This is a genomic window from Exiguobacterium marinum DSM 16307, from assembly GCF_000620845.1.
Classification (GTDB): Bacteria; Bacillota; Bacilli; order Exiguobacteriales; family Exiguobacteriaceae; genus Exiguobacterium; species Exiguobacterium marinum.
The window spans coordinates 1,752,253-1,769,932 of sequence record NZ_KK211189.1; the positions used below are offsets into that span (position 1 = coordinate 1,752,253).

Genomic DNA, 17,680 nt, shown 5'->3' on the forward strand with positions numbered 1-17,680 from the left:
AGCACACCATGTAGCACTGCATCACACTTATTGTATGCAAGTCGTAGGTTACCGTAGAAAAAAGGAGGATATTTCACATGAAGAAGTTGATGTCTTTACTTGGTACACTAGCACTGGCTTTCGCGTTCATCTTACCGGTTAGCGCCGATGGACATGAAAATGCGATGGTCCGTGTGCTACATGCTTCACCTGATGCACCGGCAGTTGACGTGTATGTGGATGGGGAAGTCGCGGTCGAGGGAGCAGAATTCAAAGACCTCACTGACTACTTGACTCTTCCTGCTGGAGATTACAACGTTGAGATCAAGCCAGCAGGTGACGCAGAAACAGTCGTCGTTGCAGCAGACCTTTCAATCGAGGCAGGCAAATTCTACACAGCTGCTGCGATTGGACAACTTGAAAACATCGAAATCGCTGCAATGGAAGACGATGCGAACTTCGAAGACGGTAAATCAAAAGTTCGCGTTGCTCACTTCGCACCGGATGCTCCAGCAGTTGATGTAGCACCTAAAGGTGGAGACCCACTATTCTCAAACCTCGAGTTCAAAGCAGTAAGTGATTACGGCACACTCGATGCCGGCACGTATGACCTTGAAGTTCGTCCAGCGGGGGCGACCGATGTCGTCAAAGCACTTGATGGTGTCGCACTCGAAAGTGGTATGAACTATACGGCATTCGCTATCGGACTCCTTGAAGGAGAACCAGCGTTTGAAGTACTCCTCGCTGCAGATGGCGGAGAAATGGCGATGGCTCCTGAGACTGGACAAGGTGGTCTCGCTCAAACAGCATCAATGAACTGGTTGCTCGCAGCAGCGGTAGTTGGAGCGGCAGCGGCAGGATTCTACGTCTTTCGTCGTCAGAAGCAAGACGCTTAAGCTCATCTTTTTAGGAACCATCACATTTTTCCTATTGAGTGCTCAGGCCGATGCACCTGATCGATCATTCGTCATGCCGATGGCTGACTTCGCTAAACCAATCGTCTTGACGTCAAAACAGGTCGATCGTCAATCCTTTCATTCGAATAGTTTTGTCCCGTCCCGGCTTGTGATTCCATCAATCGATGTTGATGCATCGATTGAAGCAGTCGGGAAGGATGATGCTGGACGGATGGATACTCCGGCTGACGTAAATCAAGTTGGCTGGTATCAATACGGTGCGAAGGCAGGCGCAACAGGAAATGTTGTGTTATCCGGTCATCTCGATGACTTGAACGGTCCCGCCATCTTTTCGAACCTTGATCAACTTCCAATTGGAGAAGTGGTGACGCTCCAAAGAAAGGGTCAAGTCGCAACATATGAAGTCGTCAGTGTAAAACAATATCGCCTTGAACAAGTTCCGCTCGCTTCGATTTTTGCGGCCACTCAGGCAAAACGGATTCAACTGATTACTTGCGCGGGACCATACGATGAGAAGCTAGGATATCGTGACCGGATCGTTGTCACAGCACACTTGATTGAAACGAAATAAACAAAGGAGATGCGAATCAAAGATTCGCATCTCCTTTTAAAGTAAAACAGACCCCGCCCGTCAAGGGTGAGGTCTGTTTATAGGTTAAGCATCCATACGATCTAATAATTTTGAGAGTAAAATGAGTTCGTCATCTGAAAAATCAGTAAACACTTCTAACAAATATTCGATTTTCATGCTCTCTAGCGTCTCAAACAACTCACGACCGGCATCGGTCGCCTGAAGTTCAACGACACGGCGGTCACGCTCGCTACGCTCGCGAGAGATTAAGCCCTTTTTCGTTAACTCATCAGCGAGTGCTGTAATCATTGAAGCCGAAAATTGAAACTCGTTTGACAGTGCAGAGGCGATTTGAGGACTCTGTTGACAAAGAGAACGTAGAATGAAGAATTCATTGCGGGTCAAGTATTGTGAGAACATCGAACGGAGATTTTTTTTAACTCCGCGATAGTTCATTCGGATTCCACGTTCAGCATCAGCGACGAGCTGACGACGTGAAGTGGTCTGTACAGGTGTGGTCATCCTCTAAACTACCTCCTAGTTTAATATTATTCATATATACTTCAGAACATAGAAACATTCTACATTAAAAAGGTGTTGTCTGTAAAGTTATAGCGGCTCGTCTTTCACTCTAATTTGTTGAATGATGTCTTCGTAATGCTTTAGGTCCGGGTAGAAGCGTCTAAAGAAGAATTCGATTTGCGATTCATCTCCTTCTGCCAGAAGTTTTGCAAGCACGGCGTAAACAACTCCCATTCCTTGTCTTGGTAAAAGAGAAGAAGGAAGAAGCGTCGCACATTGGATGGCTTGCGTGAAATAAGTTGAGAGCGTATCACTTAAGTCTTTGAATGTCCGAATATCTGCGTAATGGAACATGCGTGTCAGTTCGACGATGGCCGAGAGGTCGGTTTCGAGTAACCACTCACTCTTAAAGATGGCGTTATCCAACTTTTCAACGACTTTGTCATTCGCGATATAATAATTCAAATTATCACGTGTAATCGCCACTTTCTCAGGAGACTCAAGAATCTGTTCCACCGTTTCTTGTTCGAATGTCCTTAATTGTTTCCGGATGTTCACGAACTCAGAATCAGCAATCTCCAACAGACCGGCGACTCGGCTGAAGCTGCGTTTAATCTCAGGCGGGACAGCGTTGGGATTTTTGTATCCAAGGTCATGCTCAATCTCAGCCCAAGCATGTTGCAAAATCGAGCGGACTTGAATCTCTGCCTCTTTTTCCGCAAAGCGACGATATTCGCCAAGTGCGAGTCGTTTGTCACTCAACTCCACGACGTAATGTACAGAAAGATAACCAAATTCATTGGAGTCAAGCAATGTCGATTTATCAATCGATTGTTCTCGATCGATGGTGAACTCATCTTCTAAAATTTGGGCAACGGTCCTCACATCATCATGAAAGTACGTAACAATACGAATTCCTGCCAAATCCTGTACATCACGTAAGGACCGATATTGGTAAGGTTTTCGGGATAGCTTCGCAAATAGACTATCTGCTTCTTTGGCACGGGCAACGATTGAATGAAACTGAATACCGGCTTCTGTCAATAGTTCGCTGAGGAGTGCTTTCAGCTTCGTCGCAAATGCTTCATAGTCTTCCTTTTCATTCAAATATTCGAGCATGATTGTATTTAGATCTTGTTTAGGCACGAAAATCACTCCTTTTCTCTATCAATAGTATATCATCTCAAACGAGAAACGATATGGTAGCATACGTATGATGAGAGGTTTGGAAGGAGATGATATATATGCATGTCTTTCAATCGGCAGAGAAAGAGAAGATTGAAATCATCGCAGGCTTATTGCAACAGGCAGGATATCGGATATCCCGTATCCGAGAAGTCGAGAATCAGTTCACGGTAACCGCTCGATTAGAAGGGCGAACAGGGATTGAGGATGAATGTGAGCGAATTCAGGGAATCGTACAACACTTTGATATCGAAGTGTGGGCAATCCACGAATAAACCATAGGGGTTCATGTTTATCACCTCACTTTTGGGGAATAGTAAAAATAGTAAAATTATGAGTGTGAACGTCTAGGAGGATGGGGCATGATAGAAACAAGAGTAGTGAATGATATGACGACAGTCGACCATGAAGTAAATGAAATGGTTTCAGGAGGTTGTGTGAACGAACACATCTATTTGTTCGCAAAAGACGAGGAATTGACAGTTCGATTGGCTGCAGAAGCGGGGGTTCAATCGTATCGTATCCCTGAGAAGGGAATGTTCGAGTCGCTTCTCTCCAAATTTACAAGCAATTCAGATGATCGAATGGAACAGATGGAGAGCCTAGGGTTAACAAAAGAGATGGTAGATTCCCTCGAACGTGAGATTCAGGACGGTAAAATTGTTTTAGTTTGCGATAAATGACGATGGACCGGTACCCCGGTCCATTTTTATTTTGTTTGGTAGTATGCATTCACAATGCGACGTAATGATTGATGATCGAGTCGAAGTGGTGAAAATCCTGCATCCCGAAGCAACTGCTTCGTATTTTCATCATAGAACTTAATATTGCGATTCAAGTACGGATTGAATACTTTGACCATATCGTTAAAAGACTGTTCGATGGAACTGAGTGTGGATGTCGGTGTCTCAGAAATCATCAAATGTGGGAAAGATAATGACTCTTTCATAAAATCGAGCATCGTCTCATTTCGTGGGGGCGTATCATTCGTCACGTTATAGATGGTACCCGCTTTCGCATGCTCAATGGCTGCTAAGAGCACATCTGTCACATAATCGACCGGAACGAGGTTCGAAGTACCTGTTGCAGATCCAATCAGGCGAAGGGACTCAAAGTCGTGACCCCGGCGCACAAGTTTGCGTTTGAATAGTTCGAGGGCGCGCATGTATCCATACATCGTAAATTTTGAATCAGCCTCACCTGTCTTTGAGTCGCCGACGATGATCGCCGGTCGGAAGATGGAAACCTCAAGCGCTTCACGCGAGTCCCAGACCGCCCGTTCGGCGTGCGCCTTGCTCTCTTCGTATGGGTTTAAAAATGATTGCGACACATCGTACAAAGTCTCACCACCGATTTCTTTTGCGCCGAGCGTATAGGCCGTACTCACATGGAAGAAGCGGCGGCAATTGAGCGCCTTGGCCAATCGCAGGGCCTCTTTCGTCCCGGTCAAATTGGTTTCAAACAGAGCTTCACGTAGTTCTTCATCAAATTTGACGAGTGCCGCCATGTGTAGAAATAAATCAACCTTTCCTCTGTGAGAGTCGATGAAGCGTTCATCAGCACCGAGTGCATGCGCCGTCAAATCCCCTTGCAATACATCTATCATCTCGCGTTCCTCAGTCGTGAACTGAGCGTTTACCTTTTCTGGCGTTCGTGCGAGCATACAGATGCGATGCCCACGACCAATCAACTCTTTGGCGAGACGTCCTCCTAAAAATCCAGTTCCACCAGTCATAAATATATACAATCGCGTTCTCCCTTTCTGTGACATTCTGCATCCATCATATCAAGTCTCGGCTGATGTAGCCACTTTGCCTCTTTTGAAATTTCATGTTTAGAAAAAAACGAAGTCGGTTATGAACTATAGAGAAGCGTACGAACGGTGCGTAAAGACAGCTTGCCTGTCAAATCCATTGAAGTGAGGTTTTTTTGAATCATGGCAAATCTATTCGGAACAGACAAGGATGACGCAAAGAAGAAGCAACAAGACATTGAGAAAACGGTACAAGAGAAAAATGTTACCCAAATCCATCTATACTTTTCAGATGTACTCGGTGATTTGAAACTCTTGACGCTTTCGGCAAAATTGTTGCCAGAAGTATTTGAAGGAAAAACGATGTTTGATGGCTCCTCCATCAATGGGTTCTCTTCCATCAAAAACTCTGACTTATTCTTGAGACCGGATTTAGATCGTCCACGGTATGAACAAGATGGTGATGAGAATATTTTGGCATTCTTCTGCGATGTTTGCACACCAGAAGGCGAACGATACGAATATGATCCCCGGAACGTATTGAAAGATGCGCTCGAACGTGCCGCCAAAGACGGCTATTCGGTATTCGTTGGTGCAGAGCCAGAATTCTTTATTTTTGACGAAAACGGCGAGTTTTATGATGAAGCTGGTTACTTCTCGACACGTTCAGAAGACAAAGGCTATGAAGTACGTCAACATATTGCGAATCGGTTGAGTGAAGTCGGATTTAATATTGAAGCGGTCCACCATGAAGTCGCCCCGGCACAACATGAGATTGGCATCAAATATGACGATGCACTCCATACTGCGGATAATATCCAGTTCTTCAAAGAAATCGTCAAGATTGCTGCGAAAGAAAAAGGGGCATCTGTTTCGTTCTTACCAAAACCGTTACGTGACGTGAACGGTTCGGGAATGCATCTTAATATCTCGGTATGGAAGAATGATGAATCCGGTAACCCGACAAACAATGCGTTCGACGAAGTTGATGCGGACTATGGCCTCTCAAAAACAGCTCGTCATTTTATCGAGGGAATTTTAAAGCACGCCCGCGCCACTGCCATCTTTACAAACCCGCTCCCTGAGTCGTACGAGCGTCTCGTTCCTGGATTTGAGGCTCCAGTCAATATTTGCTGGAGTCCATCGAACCGCAGTTCGATGATTCGTATCCCGGCTTCTCGTGGAAGTGCGACACGTGTCGAAGTGCGTAATCCTGACCCGAGTGCGAACCCATACTTGGCACTTGCTGCGCTCATTTATGCTGGACTCGAGGGAATCGAACAGCAACTTGTTCCGTCTTCTCCGAATGAAGACGACTTGTTCGAATATTCAGCAAAACAGATTGAGAGCCAAGGAATCGCATCACTCCCGGCGACGTTCCATGAATCGATTCAATCCCTGAAGCAAGACAACTTTCATGACTACTTTAATCACAATATGGTCGATCGTTACTTGTCACTCATTCAAGTACGAAAATAAAAACAAGCCAGCCGCTCTTCAGCGGCTGGCTTGTTTCATGATTAATGAATACCACGCATGTACACTTTGATTTTTGGTGCGAGCGCGAATAGGATCAAACTTAAGACGATGGCAGCACCACCGATGATTCCGAAGTATAGCATTTCATTCTCTGGTGAGTAAAATTTGACGAGCTGTGCGTTAATTCCTTGTGCAGCAGCATTTGACAAGAACCAGAGTGACATCGTTTGAGCAGAAAATGCGGCTGGGGCGAGTTTTGTCGTAGCTGACAAACCGACCGGTGATAAACTGAGTTCACCCAAGACGACGATAAAGTAACTCAAGACGAGCCAGAGCGGGTTGACGAGGGCATCTGGACCGCTGAAATAAGCAGGAAGTAAGATGACCAAGAAACTGATTCCCGCAAACAAAATCCCAAATGCGAACTTCGTCGGGATGCTCGGCTCGCGATCTCCTAGACGTACCCATAACCAAGCGAAGATCGGTGCGAGTAAGATGATGAAGAGCGGGTTCAATGATTGGAACCAAGCCGGTGACAATGTGAAACCGAAGAACTCAAGGTCAGTCCGTGTGTCCGCATAACTTGCGAGGATTGTTGCCCCCTGCTCTTGAATTGCCCAGAACATGACGGAAGCGATAAAGAGCGGGATATAAGCAATAATCCGAGACCGCTCGACTTCTGTTGTTTTTGGACTGCGATACATCATAATGAAATACAATGTCGGAATCGCAATTCCGAATACTCCGACAAGCGAGATGAACGTATTGATCGTGAACCAACCAAGTGGAATCAAAATCGCAAGTAGGATAGCGATTGCGATAGTGGCGATACTGACGATTCGAATCGTTTTCTTCTTCTCTTCAGGCGTCAACGGGTTTGGAACATATGACCCGGCTAGACCGAGATTTGTCTTACGGGTCAGGACGAAGACGACAAGACCGACGAACATTCCAATCGCGGCAAGGGCGAAGCCCCAATGGAAACCGTAGTCTTTTTGTACTTGTCCGACGATGAGTGGTGAAATAAACGCCCCCAAGTTAATTCCCATGTAGAAGATACTAAATCCAGCGTCACGGCGGCGGTCCGTCTCGCTATACATATCTCCAACAATGCTTGATACGTTTGGTTTTAATAAACCAGTACCGATGACAATTAACGCCATCGAAATGAACAAGAAGACGACACTTCCCGGAATTGAGAGGACGATGTGTCCGAGCATGATGAACACACCACCGTAAAAGACTGCACGTGACGTCCCGAATATCCGGTCTGCGAGCCATCCCCCAATGACTCCTGACATATAGACGAGCGCACCATAGACGGACATGATCGATAGCGCGACGTTACGGTCGAGCCCGAGTCCTCCTTCAGAAACCTCATAGTACATATAGAATACGAGGATGGCACGCATTCCATAGTATGAGAAACGTTCCCAAAATTCTGTGAAAAACAATGTGAACAATCCTTTCGGTTGTCCTAAAAAACCTTTTTGTGGAACACTATCCACAATTGTCTGTTTATCGATCCTTTCCATGAAAGATCCCTCCTTAACCGTTTTATCATAAAAAGGATTATTATGATTGTAAAGTGAAATTGAAAGATAATTTCAAATTTTAATAAATATGAAAAGAAATAAAAGACCACATCTCATAAAAATAGAGAGTGGTCAATGAGTGATTAAGCAGTCTTTTGTTTTGCTTCGGTTGATTGGACGTAGCGTCCGAGTTGCCAGTAAATAATGCCTGATAAGCAACTCGCACCACCAATCAAGATTAGAGCGATGTGCCCGGCACGATTATCAAAAAAGACACTTGCGATAATAGGTGCCGTGACTCCACCGATCAGCCACTGGACACTGGCAGCGCCGTTGTAGGCGCCGCGCATATTCTCCGGAGCAATCAAGGCGATGAACGTTTGTTGAACAGGGGACATGATCATCTCACCTAACGTGTAAAAGGCATAAACGGCGAGTAAGATACCTACGAGGGGCACATATGGCGTATCAAGTGCGAACAAAGTTCTTGGCACAATCGCCAATAAGATCATGCCGATACCAAATACGGTCGCTCCGGCCAACATGACTTTACCAAACGGTCTATTCCCAAGTTTTGATGCGATCGGGAACTGGAAGAGTACGACCATGATTCCGTTCAATGCTAAAAGATAAGGGAACGGATTTTGTTGTGCGGTATACGTCGGAAGCGATTCTTTTAAAAAGAGTGGCAGCATGCTCTCGACGACTGAAAATCCCATCGATATGAATATACCTGCAAAGATGAAAATAAGAAAAACGCGATCGTTGTAAAATACGCGCAACACTTCTCGGTTACTCGGGGTTTCATCTTCTGTAAATTCCGGCAATGATTCTCTGATAAAGTATCCGAGTGTGAGCGCATATAAGGCAAAGACGAACGCTGCTGTAAAGAAGATGAGCTCACGGTCGATGAACAGCACCGCGCTCCCGAGAAGCGGTCCGAATGCAGCACCGATATTATGCCCCATCCGTAAGAGTCCGAATGCTTCGTTCATATGCTCAGGCTCCGTGACGTCAGCGACCATCGCGCTTGCCGCAGGGTGGAAGAGTGAGTTCGTCAACCCGAGCATTGCGTTCAATAAAAGGAGTGGCCAAAACGAGTCAGCGAAGGCGAACCCGACGAGAGCGAGTGCGTCCCCTATGATGGCGATCATCATGATTGGTTTTCGACCATATAGGTCAGCAAGCCGTCCCCCAATCATCGAACCGAGTAGGGCCATGATGGGACCCGTCGCCATGATGATTCCGACTTGAAGGTAGCTGTCTAACTGATCACTATAATAAAGGACTAAGAATGGGGCGATCATGAACATCATGATTCCCGTGATCGTCTCCCCTAAGAAACGAATCCAAATGTTGCGGTCGAGCCGCTTGAGTGTTTGAAACATACAGGTCACCTGCTTTATTAAATTTATGATACACAAAAGGGACGTCATATGCATAAAGGCATACGACGTCCCACATTGTTTATGCATGCCTAGATAGGCAGGCATCTTAGATATAAATCAATCGAAGAGGTGCCTGCCAATCAGTATGAACTTGAGTGAATGCTTTCGAAGATACTACTGACATAGGAACCTCTCCTTTCTTTTAAATATTAATCTTCTTTTCAACTGTATGACACATTTGTTTAATATGTCAACAATTTCATGGGGAGAATCAAAGTAACTCGTTCAAATTTTTCCGATTCAGTCGATAATCGATGAGTCGGGACAAGACGACTTGAATCATGGCCGTGATTGGGACACTCACGAACATTCCGACCAGTCCGAATAGACTGCCTCCGATGATGATTGACGTGATGACCCAAAACGGGGTGATGCCGACACTACCCCCGAGAATCTTCGGTCCGAGCCACAACCCATCAAACTGTTGCAACAAGAAGATGAACAGGAGCACGAGCAGTGCCGTGAACGGATCATAGAAATAGGTGATGATGAACGCAGGAATCATCCCGAGGAGCGGTCCGACGTAGGGAATAAAGTTTAAGACGCCGACGATGATCCCGAGGAGTAGCGCATATGGGGCACCGATGATCAAGAGCCCGATGACTGCCAATACTCCAATGATCAGACAGTCGAGCGACTTGCCGATAATGTATCGTTTAAAGATGTAATCCATCTCTTGAAAGATATCGATTGTCGTCTTCGCAGTACCAACGGGTAATAGCGCGTAGAGAAGACGCTTGAACATGCGGGCAAAGACTTCTTTGTCCTTCAAGAGATAGATGGAGATCACAATCCCGATTAAAAAGTTAATCAGTGTCATCGTGAAGCTTGATACATAACTGACGGACGAGAGGACGGCCAATTCAACCCATCCTGAATAACGTTCCTCGAAGCGGGCAAAATCAATCGCCTGAGCAATTGTCGCGTTATAATCTCTCAAGTAATTGTTCACTTCACCTAAAAACACGTCGATTTGACGAATATATACCGGTAACTCATCGATGAGTGATGACAGACTCGAGTAAATCCGCGGGAACAACGTGACGACCGAAATCGCCAAGATGCCGATGAACGTGATATAGACGATAAGTAGTCCCTGATACCGCTTCAAGTGGAACCGTTCTTCAATATAGGAGAGAACGGTGTTGAGTAACAAGGCGATGGCAATCCCCATGATGATTGGGGTCAGTAACTGGAACGTGTACTGTAAGACACGTGAGATGGTATCCGGTTCACTGATGACACGCCATAAGACGAGTAAAATCAGCCCGATTACACTCAGTTTCCAAATAAGTTGACGATTAAGCTCCAATGCTCTATCCCCTCATACAAATATAATTTTTCTACTCTTTTACTATGAATGTTTTTTGAAAAGGATTCAATAGATGTTAACCTTGAAAATTTTACAACATAGGAAGTACACTGGCGAGACAGAACGGGTTTGTTTACGGTGAAATGTCGAGCATCATCAACTTCATCCACTCGATTCTATTCATCCAATACAGTCATTCGGAATCCGATTGGCAGACAAGTTAAAACGTGCCTAAAAAATAATCGTGTCGCCTTGGCGACACGATTTATGCGTTGTGGAGCAAGCGTTTCAGTTCAGCGATGCGGTCATTCCGAGGAATGAACGTTCGAATTTCCTTTTCACTGAAGCCGACCTGGATCCGATGATGATCGAAGACGATCGGACTTTTTAAGATTTGGGGATTCGAGGCGACAAAACTGTATAGTTCCCGTATCGACATCTCGTCGAGCTTCTCTGCAGCTTGTTTATAGACACTCTTTTGGACCGACAACAAGTCGGTCGTCCCATTCTCGGTCAGGCTTAACATCTCTTTAAATTCGCCAAAGGACAAACCTTGGTCGGTCAATTTCTTTTCGATGAAGGGGATGTTTTGTTCCCGCAACCAATCGATCGTTTTTCTAGAAGAACTACAGCTCGTATGCGTGAATACCGTGACCGTCACGACAACCACTTCTCCTTTACATCAGTTTGGTTCTAACTATTATCTCTTTTTATACGTTGTGTTTCAGGATTATGTTTCAAATCACATACAGTTTCTTTTTGATTGAAGAAGACTTCGTACGGGTACAGTTCTCATGAACAACACGCTAAGGAGGAATCAAGATGTTTGATTATACCGTGCAATCTGATCGCACTGTGGATGACGTTGTCGTTCGTCTCGGAGAGGCATTGAAAGAGGAATCGTTTGGCGTATTATGGGACTTTGACTTGAGTGAGACACTTGAGAAAAAGGGTCAAGCGATTGAAGGAAAGTATCGCATCTTAGAGGTATGTAATCCGAAAGCGGCAAAAGAAGTACTATCCGAACGATTAGAGGGAGGTTATTTCCTTCCATGTAAGATTGCGGTGTTCGAAAAAGACGACCATACACGAATCGGCATGCCGAAACCGACAGCATTGATTCGACTCATCGATGACGAATCGTTACAAGCCGTTGCAGCAGACGTCGAATCTAGATTGCAACGTGCAATCGACCAAAGCAAGTAATAATTCTACCTTCCGCTCATGAAACATGGGCGGAATTTTTTTCGTATAGAACAGTTAGATAATGGTAAAATTGGATAGTACGATGACTGGAGGGGATTTTGTGTTCAAGCGAGGTATTGCGTTGCTTGTAGGAGCATCACTATTAAGCGCATGCGGAACATCTGACATAGAAGTGATTCAATTAGACTACATAGAAGATCAATGGAATGTCGAAAGTTATTCAAAAGAAGGGGAAATCGTTCCGATTCACGAAACGAAAGAAGTGCTTGCGGCATGTGAAGGAGAACGAACGACCGAGATTAAGGGGAACGTCACCGTATATCAAACGGTGATTGCAGGGAGAGAAGAACTCGTATCTAGCCTTAATCCTTATATGATGAAAGTGGTCACATTTTTAGAGGGGGACGAGCGCTATGTCGTTTGTCGAGAAAGCTATACGAATCAATTGATGGCTGAAACGGTCGATGCGTTCCCATCCTTTGTGGGGACATCTGAAGGCAACAGAGTTCCTCGATTACCTAGCATTGATCAAACGCCGTCATCTTTAAAGGACAAGTTAGCGGAAGCAGACGTGCTAGACTTTGATGGGAAACAGATTACCCCGCTCCCGCATACGTTACTAGAGGTCACCCCGGCACTATACGGCAATCTTGAAATTGAACTTGATGGTAAAGTGATCAGACATCCAATCGCCCAATTTGAACCGATTGGAATCGAGATGCCGAATCAACAGATTGCCATTGGATATGATAAAAAATCGTTTCGTCCATACATTCTCTACTCATATGACGGTCATTATTTTATGCCACATCCTATTGAGTTTGTAGAGCTGAAGGACCCCGAGTCAAAAGAAAATACTGTCTTTTCTGAATTAAGTATCCAGTCCATCGTGGAATCTCGTGAACTCAATGAGAAAGAGTCTATTCCCTTATATGAATTCACGTATATTAAAAAAGGACAGCAAGTGACTGAAACAATGTCGGCACGTTTCGTGCCCGGCACGTTGCTGAAGGAAGATGAAGAGCCTACTCCGATGTTCGAGGATTGGATGCCTGCATATGAAGAAGGACCAAGAGTCATTGCACATCGTGAAACGTTTGACGGAAAAACACTAAGTCATCCTGACTTTCTCGAGGCATCGAAGAAAGAATCCAAAGAAGTCGTGAAGATATTAGAGGAAGCCGTATCGGTCAATCGTTCAGGAGAGTCTTTAGACTTTCGATACTTAACGTTAATCGATGGATTGAAAGGTCAAGAATTCGAAATCAGTTATACACAACGTTCTAAAAAAGTCGATATTTATCTGACAGATCTGCTTCGTGATCAAACGTTTAAACTATCAAGCGAAGGGGCGGAAGCGTTCTTAGACATCTTTCCGCGGATGAGGGAGTCGTTATGAAACGAATCGTATTCATATTGTGTATGGTTGGCTTATTAGTAGGTTGTGGTACTCGAGAAACGGATGTCGTGCAGCTAGACTATATGCCAGAGCATTGGGTTGTGAGAGATTTGTATTCGGGTCGGATGGATGCCAAGTCGGAGACGTGGGCGAGTCATATCCTCGGTGCATGCACAGGCGAGCCGATCACACAAATTGAAGGGGATGTGACGGTCTTCAATTCATATGCTTTGAATCGGAAAGTAATGATATCAGATTATGATCCAAACAACTATAAATTAGTGACCTTCCTAAAAGGAAAACAGAACTATACCATTTGCTATGATGGCGATTATTCCAAAATGAAATTAGGAAAGATAGATGACCTACCCGATTTTCTTGATTTGACATCCGGTGTGGAGGTTCCGCACGTCCCTTTGATCAAATCGGGTACGAAAGAGGAGGAAAAAGTCGCAGAGCAGAGTGATCCTTCAGAATACCTTGGGATGCCGATTAACCTATTCGAAGAGACCATGGTTCACGTGACCACCCCATTGAATGGAACAATCGGATTAACAATCGGAGAACAACAAGGCCTCTTTCCAATCTCATTCATTGAGCCGTATAATGCTCAAATGGGAACCGCGAAGATTGCGCTTGGCTATAATGACAAATTGAAACAAGCCTATTTTTATTTCGAGGCAACAAACGGAGCCACATCAATCCAACCGTTTGTTGTTTGGGATGAGGATGAATTTGGACATGAACCCATCCAGTTCGAAGGATTACAAGTCGAGCGGGTACTTCAAACAGACACACTCGATCCAGGTGTAAAGACGCCTCTTTACACATTCTCATACATGAAAAATGGGAAGCGTGTGAAAGCCGATGTCAGCTTAACGTACACGAAAGGCGAGTTTGCCACAAAAGAAACCATTGACGAAGATATCACTGCAAATATCATTGCTAACCCTTCCGTACCGCGCGGCCCATTCTTCTTTCTCCATAAAACACCGTTGGATGGGGCGGCTACATTGGAGTATCCGGACACATTGCGTGCGGCAGGCATCGACATGTCTGATTTGATGAACGCATTTGAGGAGGCAGAGCCTGTGGATCGAGCTGGGGAAGTGGGGGACTATCCGCTTCTCACCATCATCGAAGGATGGAAAGGACAAGAGTTTCAGTTAAGCTTCAAGAAACGGTCTAAAAAAGTGGATGTCTATGTAACAGATGAAACACGAGGCCAGACGTTCAAACTGACAAGTGCCGGTGCAGAAACCTTCTTCTCTTACTTTCCAGATTCAAAGAAATAAAGGCGCCTTTTGGCGTCTTTATAAATGGTAAATACTTCAAACTCAAGACATTGACCTTATGTATAAAAAGTGTGAGATGGGACACCATTCGTTACGTTACACTGTAATTCATGATTTCGTACGAATATCCTATTGAAAAGAAAGGTCGGTATTGAGAATGAGTACTTTGAACCAGAAAGATGTGACTTCAGTCGACGTGCTTCGGTCCATCGAGACGAACATGGCAATGATCCGATTCGATCGCCAACGCCGTGTTGTCGATGTGAATGATACGTTCGCGAAAGCGATGAAGTACAAACGAGAAGAGATGATCGGGATGCAGCATCATCTCTTCTGTCCTTCATCTTTTGTGAATAGCCCGGACTATCCTGAATTTTGGGAGAAATTATGGAACGGATTCAGTTTCTCGGATAAGGTGGAGCGCGAGAATGCGAAAGGGGAGACGATTTGGCTCGAGGCAACATATATGCCGATCCTTGATGGGGACGAGGTCATTGGTGTCGTCAAAATTGCATCAGATATCACCAAACGTCAACAGGTGATTGAAGAGTATGCGTATCGTTTCAAATCGATGACCGATGTGCTCGATGATCGGGCGAAGACGGGGTTGAACGATACGAGCGAATTGAATGAAACGATTGAAAAGCTTGCGAAAGATGCTGTTGACAATCTCAACGCCCTGCAAAATTTAAGACGTCAAGCAGATGACATCGCCAAGATTGCATTGTCTATAAAAGAGATTGCGGCTCAAACGAATCTATTATCCCTCAATGCCGCCATCGAGGCAGCACGGGCCGGTGAGCATGGTCTCGGGTTCAATGTCGTGGCAACGGAGGTGCGGAATCTTTCCCGTATGGTCGAACGTGCCGTCGTAGATGTCAATTCGAATACGGAAGGGATGAACCTTGAACTTCAAAAGATTGTAGAAGGTGTCACTGCGTCTAATCGAGAAATTCAATCGAGTGCCAAAACAATGGAACAGACGATGGAGCGCTTCCAGTCGTTCGAACAGGCCGCTGCCGAGTTACATGATACGGCCGACACGTTCACTTCCAATCTGTAAACCGATTGACCCTAGGACGGGTCGGTCGGCTTTTTTAGTTGTAACGTATGTCCGTATTGTTTCAACCATTCTTTCGCACCATCCATTTCTGGATAAACGGTACGCAACGTCTTCCAAAATGAAGCGGAGTGGTCGAAGTGCACGAGATGTGTCCACTCATGTGCGATGACGTAGTCCATAATCTCTATCGGCGCCAACATGAGTCGGACGTTGATGGAGATGGTCCCGTTCGAGCTACAAGATCCCCAACGTGTCTTTTGATGGGCAATTCGTACGTTCGTTGCTCGGACATCTAGACGTTCTTCATATAATGGTGCCCGTTCACTCACATAATGTAAGGCGCGTTCGCGTAACCATGTCTCATACTTCTGCCAGAGCGTAGTTTCGTCCCATGCGTTCGGCACCAAAAATGAAGTACCGTCATGTCTGATTGTCTTCTTATCATCTTTTCTAGTCGGATAGACCTTCCCATGGAGGATGAGTCCTTCATCGAGAACGGACGTTTGTTTCGGGAGATTTTGCAATGTATCACGAATCCATGAATCATGCTCTTCTAATATGTGGTCGACGAGATGTTTCGGCAAACGTTCCGGGATGCGGAGCTCGATACCGTCCGGAGTGACGTGAAATGCGGCTCTTTTCCTTCGTTTGTTTCGAATGATGTTGACGTGCATAGGCGATCTCCTTTCATTTCTCGATTGAGTATAACGAAGTCGATGACAATCCGCCATGCTTTTTTACTACGTAGTCGAATCAACTTTGATACAGTAAGAGAAGGAGGGATGAACATGAAATCGATTTTACAACAACAACTCGTACGTAAAGGCACAAATTCAGTGAAGTGGGATGGCTTAGAGCGATGGTTCCATCTGTCGGAAGATGTCTTGCCATTATGGGTAGCGGATATCGATATCCGTACTGCACCATCTATTTCAGAGGCGCTTGCTTCAACAGCTGCACAAGGAGAATTTGGTTACACTTTATTCGCGAGAGAGGCACAAGAAGCCGTCCGCTCTTGGTATGATCGTCGCCACGATTTGAATGTTGACCCGAAACACATCATGTTTTCAAGCGGGGTCGTTCCGGCGTTGACGCACATCGTCGAGGCGTTGACAGAAGTGGGGGATGGGGTCGTCATCCAGTCACCTGTCTATCCACCGTTCCATGAGCTAGTCGTCGGTTCGAAACGTCAAGTGTTCGATGCGCCTTTGACAGAGAAAAACGGGCGTTACGAGATGGATTTTTTCGCACTCGAGGAGGCGATGAAACAAGCGTCTCTATTCTTGCTTTGTTCTCCGCATAATCCGGTCGGACGTGTTTGGACAAAAGCAGAATTGACGAAAGTGGTAGAACTGGCGAATCAGTACGATGTCATCGTCGTTGCGGATGAGATTCATGCTGATTTGACATTTCCATCTCACAAACATACTGCCATCGGCTCGCTCGACCCACGTGTCATCACGGTGAGTGCACCATCGAAAGCATTCAATATTGCCGGGCTCTTCGCATCCTATATCATCTGTACAGTCGATGATTGGCGTAAACAGATCATCAAAGTACAAAACAAACATCATGTCCTACCTACACCGTTTGCGAACACAGCTATTATCGCGGCGTATACTGATAGACGTGCGGAACGCTGGCTCGATCAGTTACGGGAAGAGCTCGAGCAACAAATGAATGAGATGATTGATTCGATTGAAACGAATCTACCAATGCTCCATACAACACGTCCCGAGGCGAGTTATTTACTTTGGATCGACTTTTCGGAGCTCCCGATGACCGCAGAAGAGCGAAAGTCTTGGCTCCACGGAGATGTCCGCGTTTTCTTGTCACCAGGCGGTCCGTTCGGTCCTCACGGAGAAATGTTCGAGCGTATGAATATTGGTACACGTCGTGAACTTTTAGATGAAGCGATTGCACGGCTACATGTACAAATGAAACGAAAAGCGTTTGTCTAAAACGAGAATCGGGAAAAATTCACAATGAGATGATGAGAGAAAGTGAGTGGATAGC

General features: G+C 45.4%; 18 protein-coding genes. 10 read left to right on the forward strand and 8 right to left on the reverse strand.

Annotated features, from left to right (window positions below):
• Positions 1–77 precede the first annotated feature (77 nt).
• Entirely contained in the window at positions 78–875 is a 798-nt protein-coding gene (locus P400_RS0109335; protein ID WP_026825938.1) for a DUF4397 domain-containing protein, read from the forward strand.
• A complete protein-coding gene (locus tag P400_RS15110; RefSeq protein WP_026825939.1) occupies positions 820–1,467 on the forward strand; it encodes a class F sortase in 648 nt (215 codons plus the stop codon). The genes P400_RS0109335 and P400_RS15110 overlap by 56 nt, the downstream gene beginning before the upstream one ends.
• 84 nt (positions 1,468–1,551) lie before the next feature.
• On the opposite strand, the gene P400_RS0109345 is transcribed toward P400_RS15110, so the two are convergent.
• Together P400_RS0109345 and P400_RS0109350 are read right to left on the reverse strand one after the other, a co-directional pair.
• Entirely contained in the window at positions 1,552–1,989 is a 438-nt protein-coding gene (locus tag P400_RS0109345) for a MarR family winged helix-turn-helix transcriptional regulator (protein WP_026825940.1), read from the reverse strand.
• Positions 1,990–2,076: 87 nt separating this feature from the next.
• Positions 2,077–3,135 carry a GTP pyrophosphokinase gene (locus P400_RS0109350; protein ID WP_026825941.1) on the reverse strand — a complete coding sequence of 353 codons (1,059 nt, stop codon included), beginning with the start codon at positions 3,133–3,135 and terminating at the stop codon, positions 2,077–2,079.
• A gap of 98 nt (positions 3,136–3,233) precedes the next feature.
• Here P400_RS0109350 and P400_RS0109355 point away from each other — a divergent pair, with 98 nt between their 5' ends.
• On the forward strand, positions 3,234–3,449 hold the full coding sequence (locus P400_RS0109355) for a hypothetical protein (protein ID WP_026825942.1): 216 nt from the start codon (positions 3,234–3,236) through the stop codon (positions 3,447–3,449).
• Between the two features lie 87 nt (positions 3,450–3,536).
• The gene (locus tag P400_RS0109360) at positions 3,537–3,857 is read left to right on the forward strand and encodes a general stress protein (protein ID WP_026825943.1); all 321 of its coding nucleotides are present in this window, start codon (positions 3,537–3,539) and stop codon (positions 3,855–3,857) included.
• Positions 3,858–3,883: 26 nt separating this feature from the next.
• Here P400_RS0109360 and P400_RS0109365 read toward each other — a convergent pair whose 3' ends face one another.
• A complete protein-coding gene (locus P400_RS0109365) occupies positions 3,884–4,921 on the reverse strand; it encodes an SDR family oxidoreductase (protein ID WP_026825944.1) in 1,038 nt (345 codons plus the stop codon).
• A gap of 189 nt (positions 4,922–5,110) precedes the next feature.
• Here P400_RS0109365 and P400_RS0109370 point away from each other — a divergent pair, with 189 nt between their 5' ends.
• Positions 5,111–6,406 (forward strand): glutamine synthetase family protein, encoded by a 1,296-nt coding sequence (locus P400_RS0109370; RefSeq protein WP_026825945.1) that lies wholly within the window; start codon positions 5,111–5,113, stop codon positions 6,404–6,406.
• Positions 6,407–6,447: 41 nt separating this feature from the next.
• Here P400_RS0109370 and P400_RS0109375 read toward each other — a convergent pair whose 3' ends face one another.
• The 4 genes from P400_RS0109375 to P400_RS0109390 all read right to left on the reverse strand — a co-directional run bounded on the left by P400_RS0109375 (position 6,448) and on the right by P400_RS0109390 (position 11,362).
• Positions 6,448–7,941, reverse strand: a complete 1,494-nt coding sequence (locus P400_RS0109375; RefSeq protein ID WP_026825946.1) for a peptide MFS transporter — start codon at positions 7,939–7,941, stop codon at positions 6,448–6,450.
• Between the two features lie 143 nt (positions 7,942–8,084).
• The gene (locus P400_RS0109380) at positions 8,085–9,329 is read right to left on the reverse strand and encodes an MDR family MFS transporter (RefSeq protein WP_026825947.1); all 1,245 of its coding nucleotides are present in this window, start codon (positions 9,327–9,329) and stop codon (positions 8,085–8,087) included.
• Positions 9,330–9,600: 271 nt separating this feature from the next.
• A complete protein-coding gene (locus P400_RS0109385) occupies positions 9,601–10,701 on the reverse strand; it encodes an AI-2E family transporter (protein WP_026825948.1) in 1,101 nt (366 codons plus the stop codon).
• Between the two features lie 265 nt (positions 10,702–10,966).
• Entirely contained in the window at positions 10,967–11,362 is a 396-nt protein-coding gene (locus P400_RS0109390) for a Spx/MgsR family RNA polymerase-binding regulatory protein (protein ID WP_026825949.1), read from the reverse strand.
• Positions 11,363–11,523: 161 nt separating this feature from the next.
• Here P400_RS0109390 and P400_RS0109395 point away from each other — a divergent pair, with 161 nt between their 5' ends.
• The 4 genes from P400_RS0109395 (at position 11,524) to P400_RS0109410 (ending at position 15,664) form a co-directional block, all read left to right on the forward strand.
• Complete coding sequence (locus tag P400_RS0109395) at positions 11,524–11,907, forward strand: DUF302 domain-containing protein (protein WP_026825950.1); 384 nt, start codon at positions 11,524–11,526, stop codon at positions 11,905–11,907.
• 100 nt (positions 11,908–12,007) lie between these two features.
• On the forward strand, positions 12,008–13,306 hold the full coding sequence (locus P400_RS0109400) for a hypothetical protein (RefSeq protein ID WP_026825951.1): 1,299 nt from the start codon (positions 12,008–12,010) through the stop codon (positions 13,304–13,306).
• Positions 13,303–14,601: a hypothetical protein gene (locus P400_RS0109405; RefSeq protein WP_026825952.1), complete on the forward strand. Its 1,299-nt coding sequence runs from the start codon at positions 13,303–13,305 to the stop codon at positions 14,599–14,601. The genes P400_RS0109400 and P400_RS0109405 overlap by 4 nt, the downstream gene beginning before the upstream one ends.
• A gap of 157 nt (positions 14,602–14,758) precedes the next feature.
• The gene (locus P400_RS0109410) at positions 14,759–15,664 is read left to right on the forward strand and encodes a methyl-accepting chemotaxis protein (protein ID WP_026825953.1); all 906 of its coding nucleotides are present in this window, start codon (positions 14,759–14,761) and stop codon (positions 15,662–15,664) included.
• Between the two features lie 11 nt (positions 15,665–15,675).
• Here P400_RS0109410 and P400_RS0109415 read toward each other — a convergent pair whose 3' ends face one another.
• Entirely contained in the window at positions 15,676–16,338 is a 663-nt protein-coding gene (locus P400_RS0109415) for a M48 family metallopeptidase (protein WP_026825954.1), read from the reverse strand.
• Between the two features lie 114 nt (positions 16,339–16,452).
• Here P400_RS0109415 and P400_RS0109420 point away from each other — a divergent pair, with 114 nt between their 5' ends.
• Positions 16,453–17,625: a MalY/PatB family protein gene (locus P400_RS0109420; protein ID WP_034771053.1), complete on the forward strand. Its 1,173-nt coding sequence runs from the start codon at positions 16,453–16,455 to the stop codon at positions 17,623–17,625.
• Positions 17,626–17,680 lie beyond the last annotated feature (55 nt).

Excerpts from the sequence above, each read along its gene's own strand:
- P400_RS0109345 (WP_026825940.1), bottom strand. The coding sequence starts at position 1,989 with ATGACCACACCTGTACAGACCACTTCACGTCGTCAGCTCGTCGCTGAT.
- P400_RS0109395 (WP_026825950.1), top strand. The coding sequence starts at position 11,524 with ATGTTTGATTATACCGTGCAATCTGATCGCACTGTGGATGACGTTGTC.
- P400_RS0109420 (WP_034771053.1), top strand. The coding sequence starts at position 16,453 with ATGAAATCGATTTTACAACAACAACTCGTACGTAAAGGCACAAATTCA.
- P400_RS0109370 (WP_026825945.1), top strand. The coding sequence starts at position 5,111 with ATGGCAAATCTATTCGGAACAGACAAGGATGACGCAAAGAAGAAGCAA.
- P400_RS0109415 (WP_026825954.1), bottom strand. The coding sequence starts at position 16,338 with ATGCACGTCAACATCATTCGAAACAAACGAAGGAAAAGAGCCGCATTT.
- P400_RS0109380 (WP_026825947.1), bottom strand. The coding sequence starts at position 9,329 with ATGTTTCAAACACTCAAGCGGCTCGACCGCAACATTTGGATTCGTTTC.
- P400_RS0109360 (WP_026825943.1), top strand. The coding sequence starts at position 3,537 with ATGATAGAAACAAGAGTAGTGAATGATATGACGACAGTCGACCATGAA.
- P400_RS0109405 (WP_026825952.1), top strand. The coding sequence starts at position 13,303 with ATGAAACGAATCGTATTCATATTGTGTATGGTTGGCTTATTAGTAGGT.
- P400_RS0109410 (WP_026825953.1), top strand. The coding sequence starts at position 14,759 with ATGAGTACTTTGAACCAGAAAGATGTGACTTCAGTCGACGTGCTTCGG.
- P400_RS0109355 (WP_026825942.1), top strand. The coding sequence starts at position 3,234 with ATGCATGTCTTTCAATCGGCAGAGAAAGAGAAGATTGAAATCATCGCA.
- P400_RS0109335 (WP_026825938.1), top strand. The coding sequence starts at position 78 with ATGAAGAAGTTGATGTCTTTACTTGGTACACTAGCACTGGCTTTCGCG.
- P400_RS0109375 (WP_026825946.1), bottom strand. The coding sequence starts at position 7,941 with ATGGAAAGGATCGATAAACAGACAATTGTGGATAGTGTTCCACAAAAA.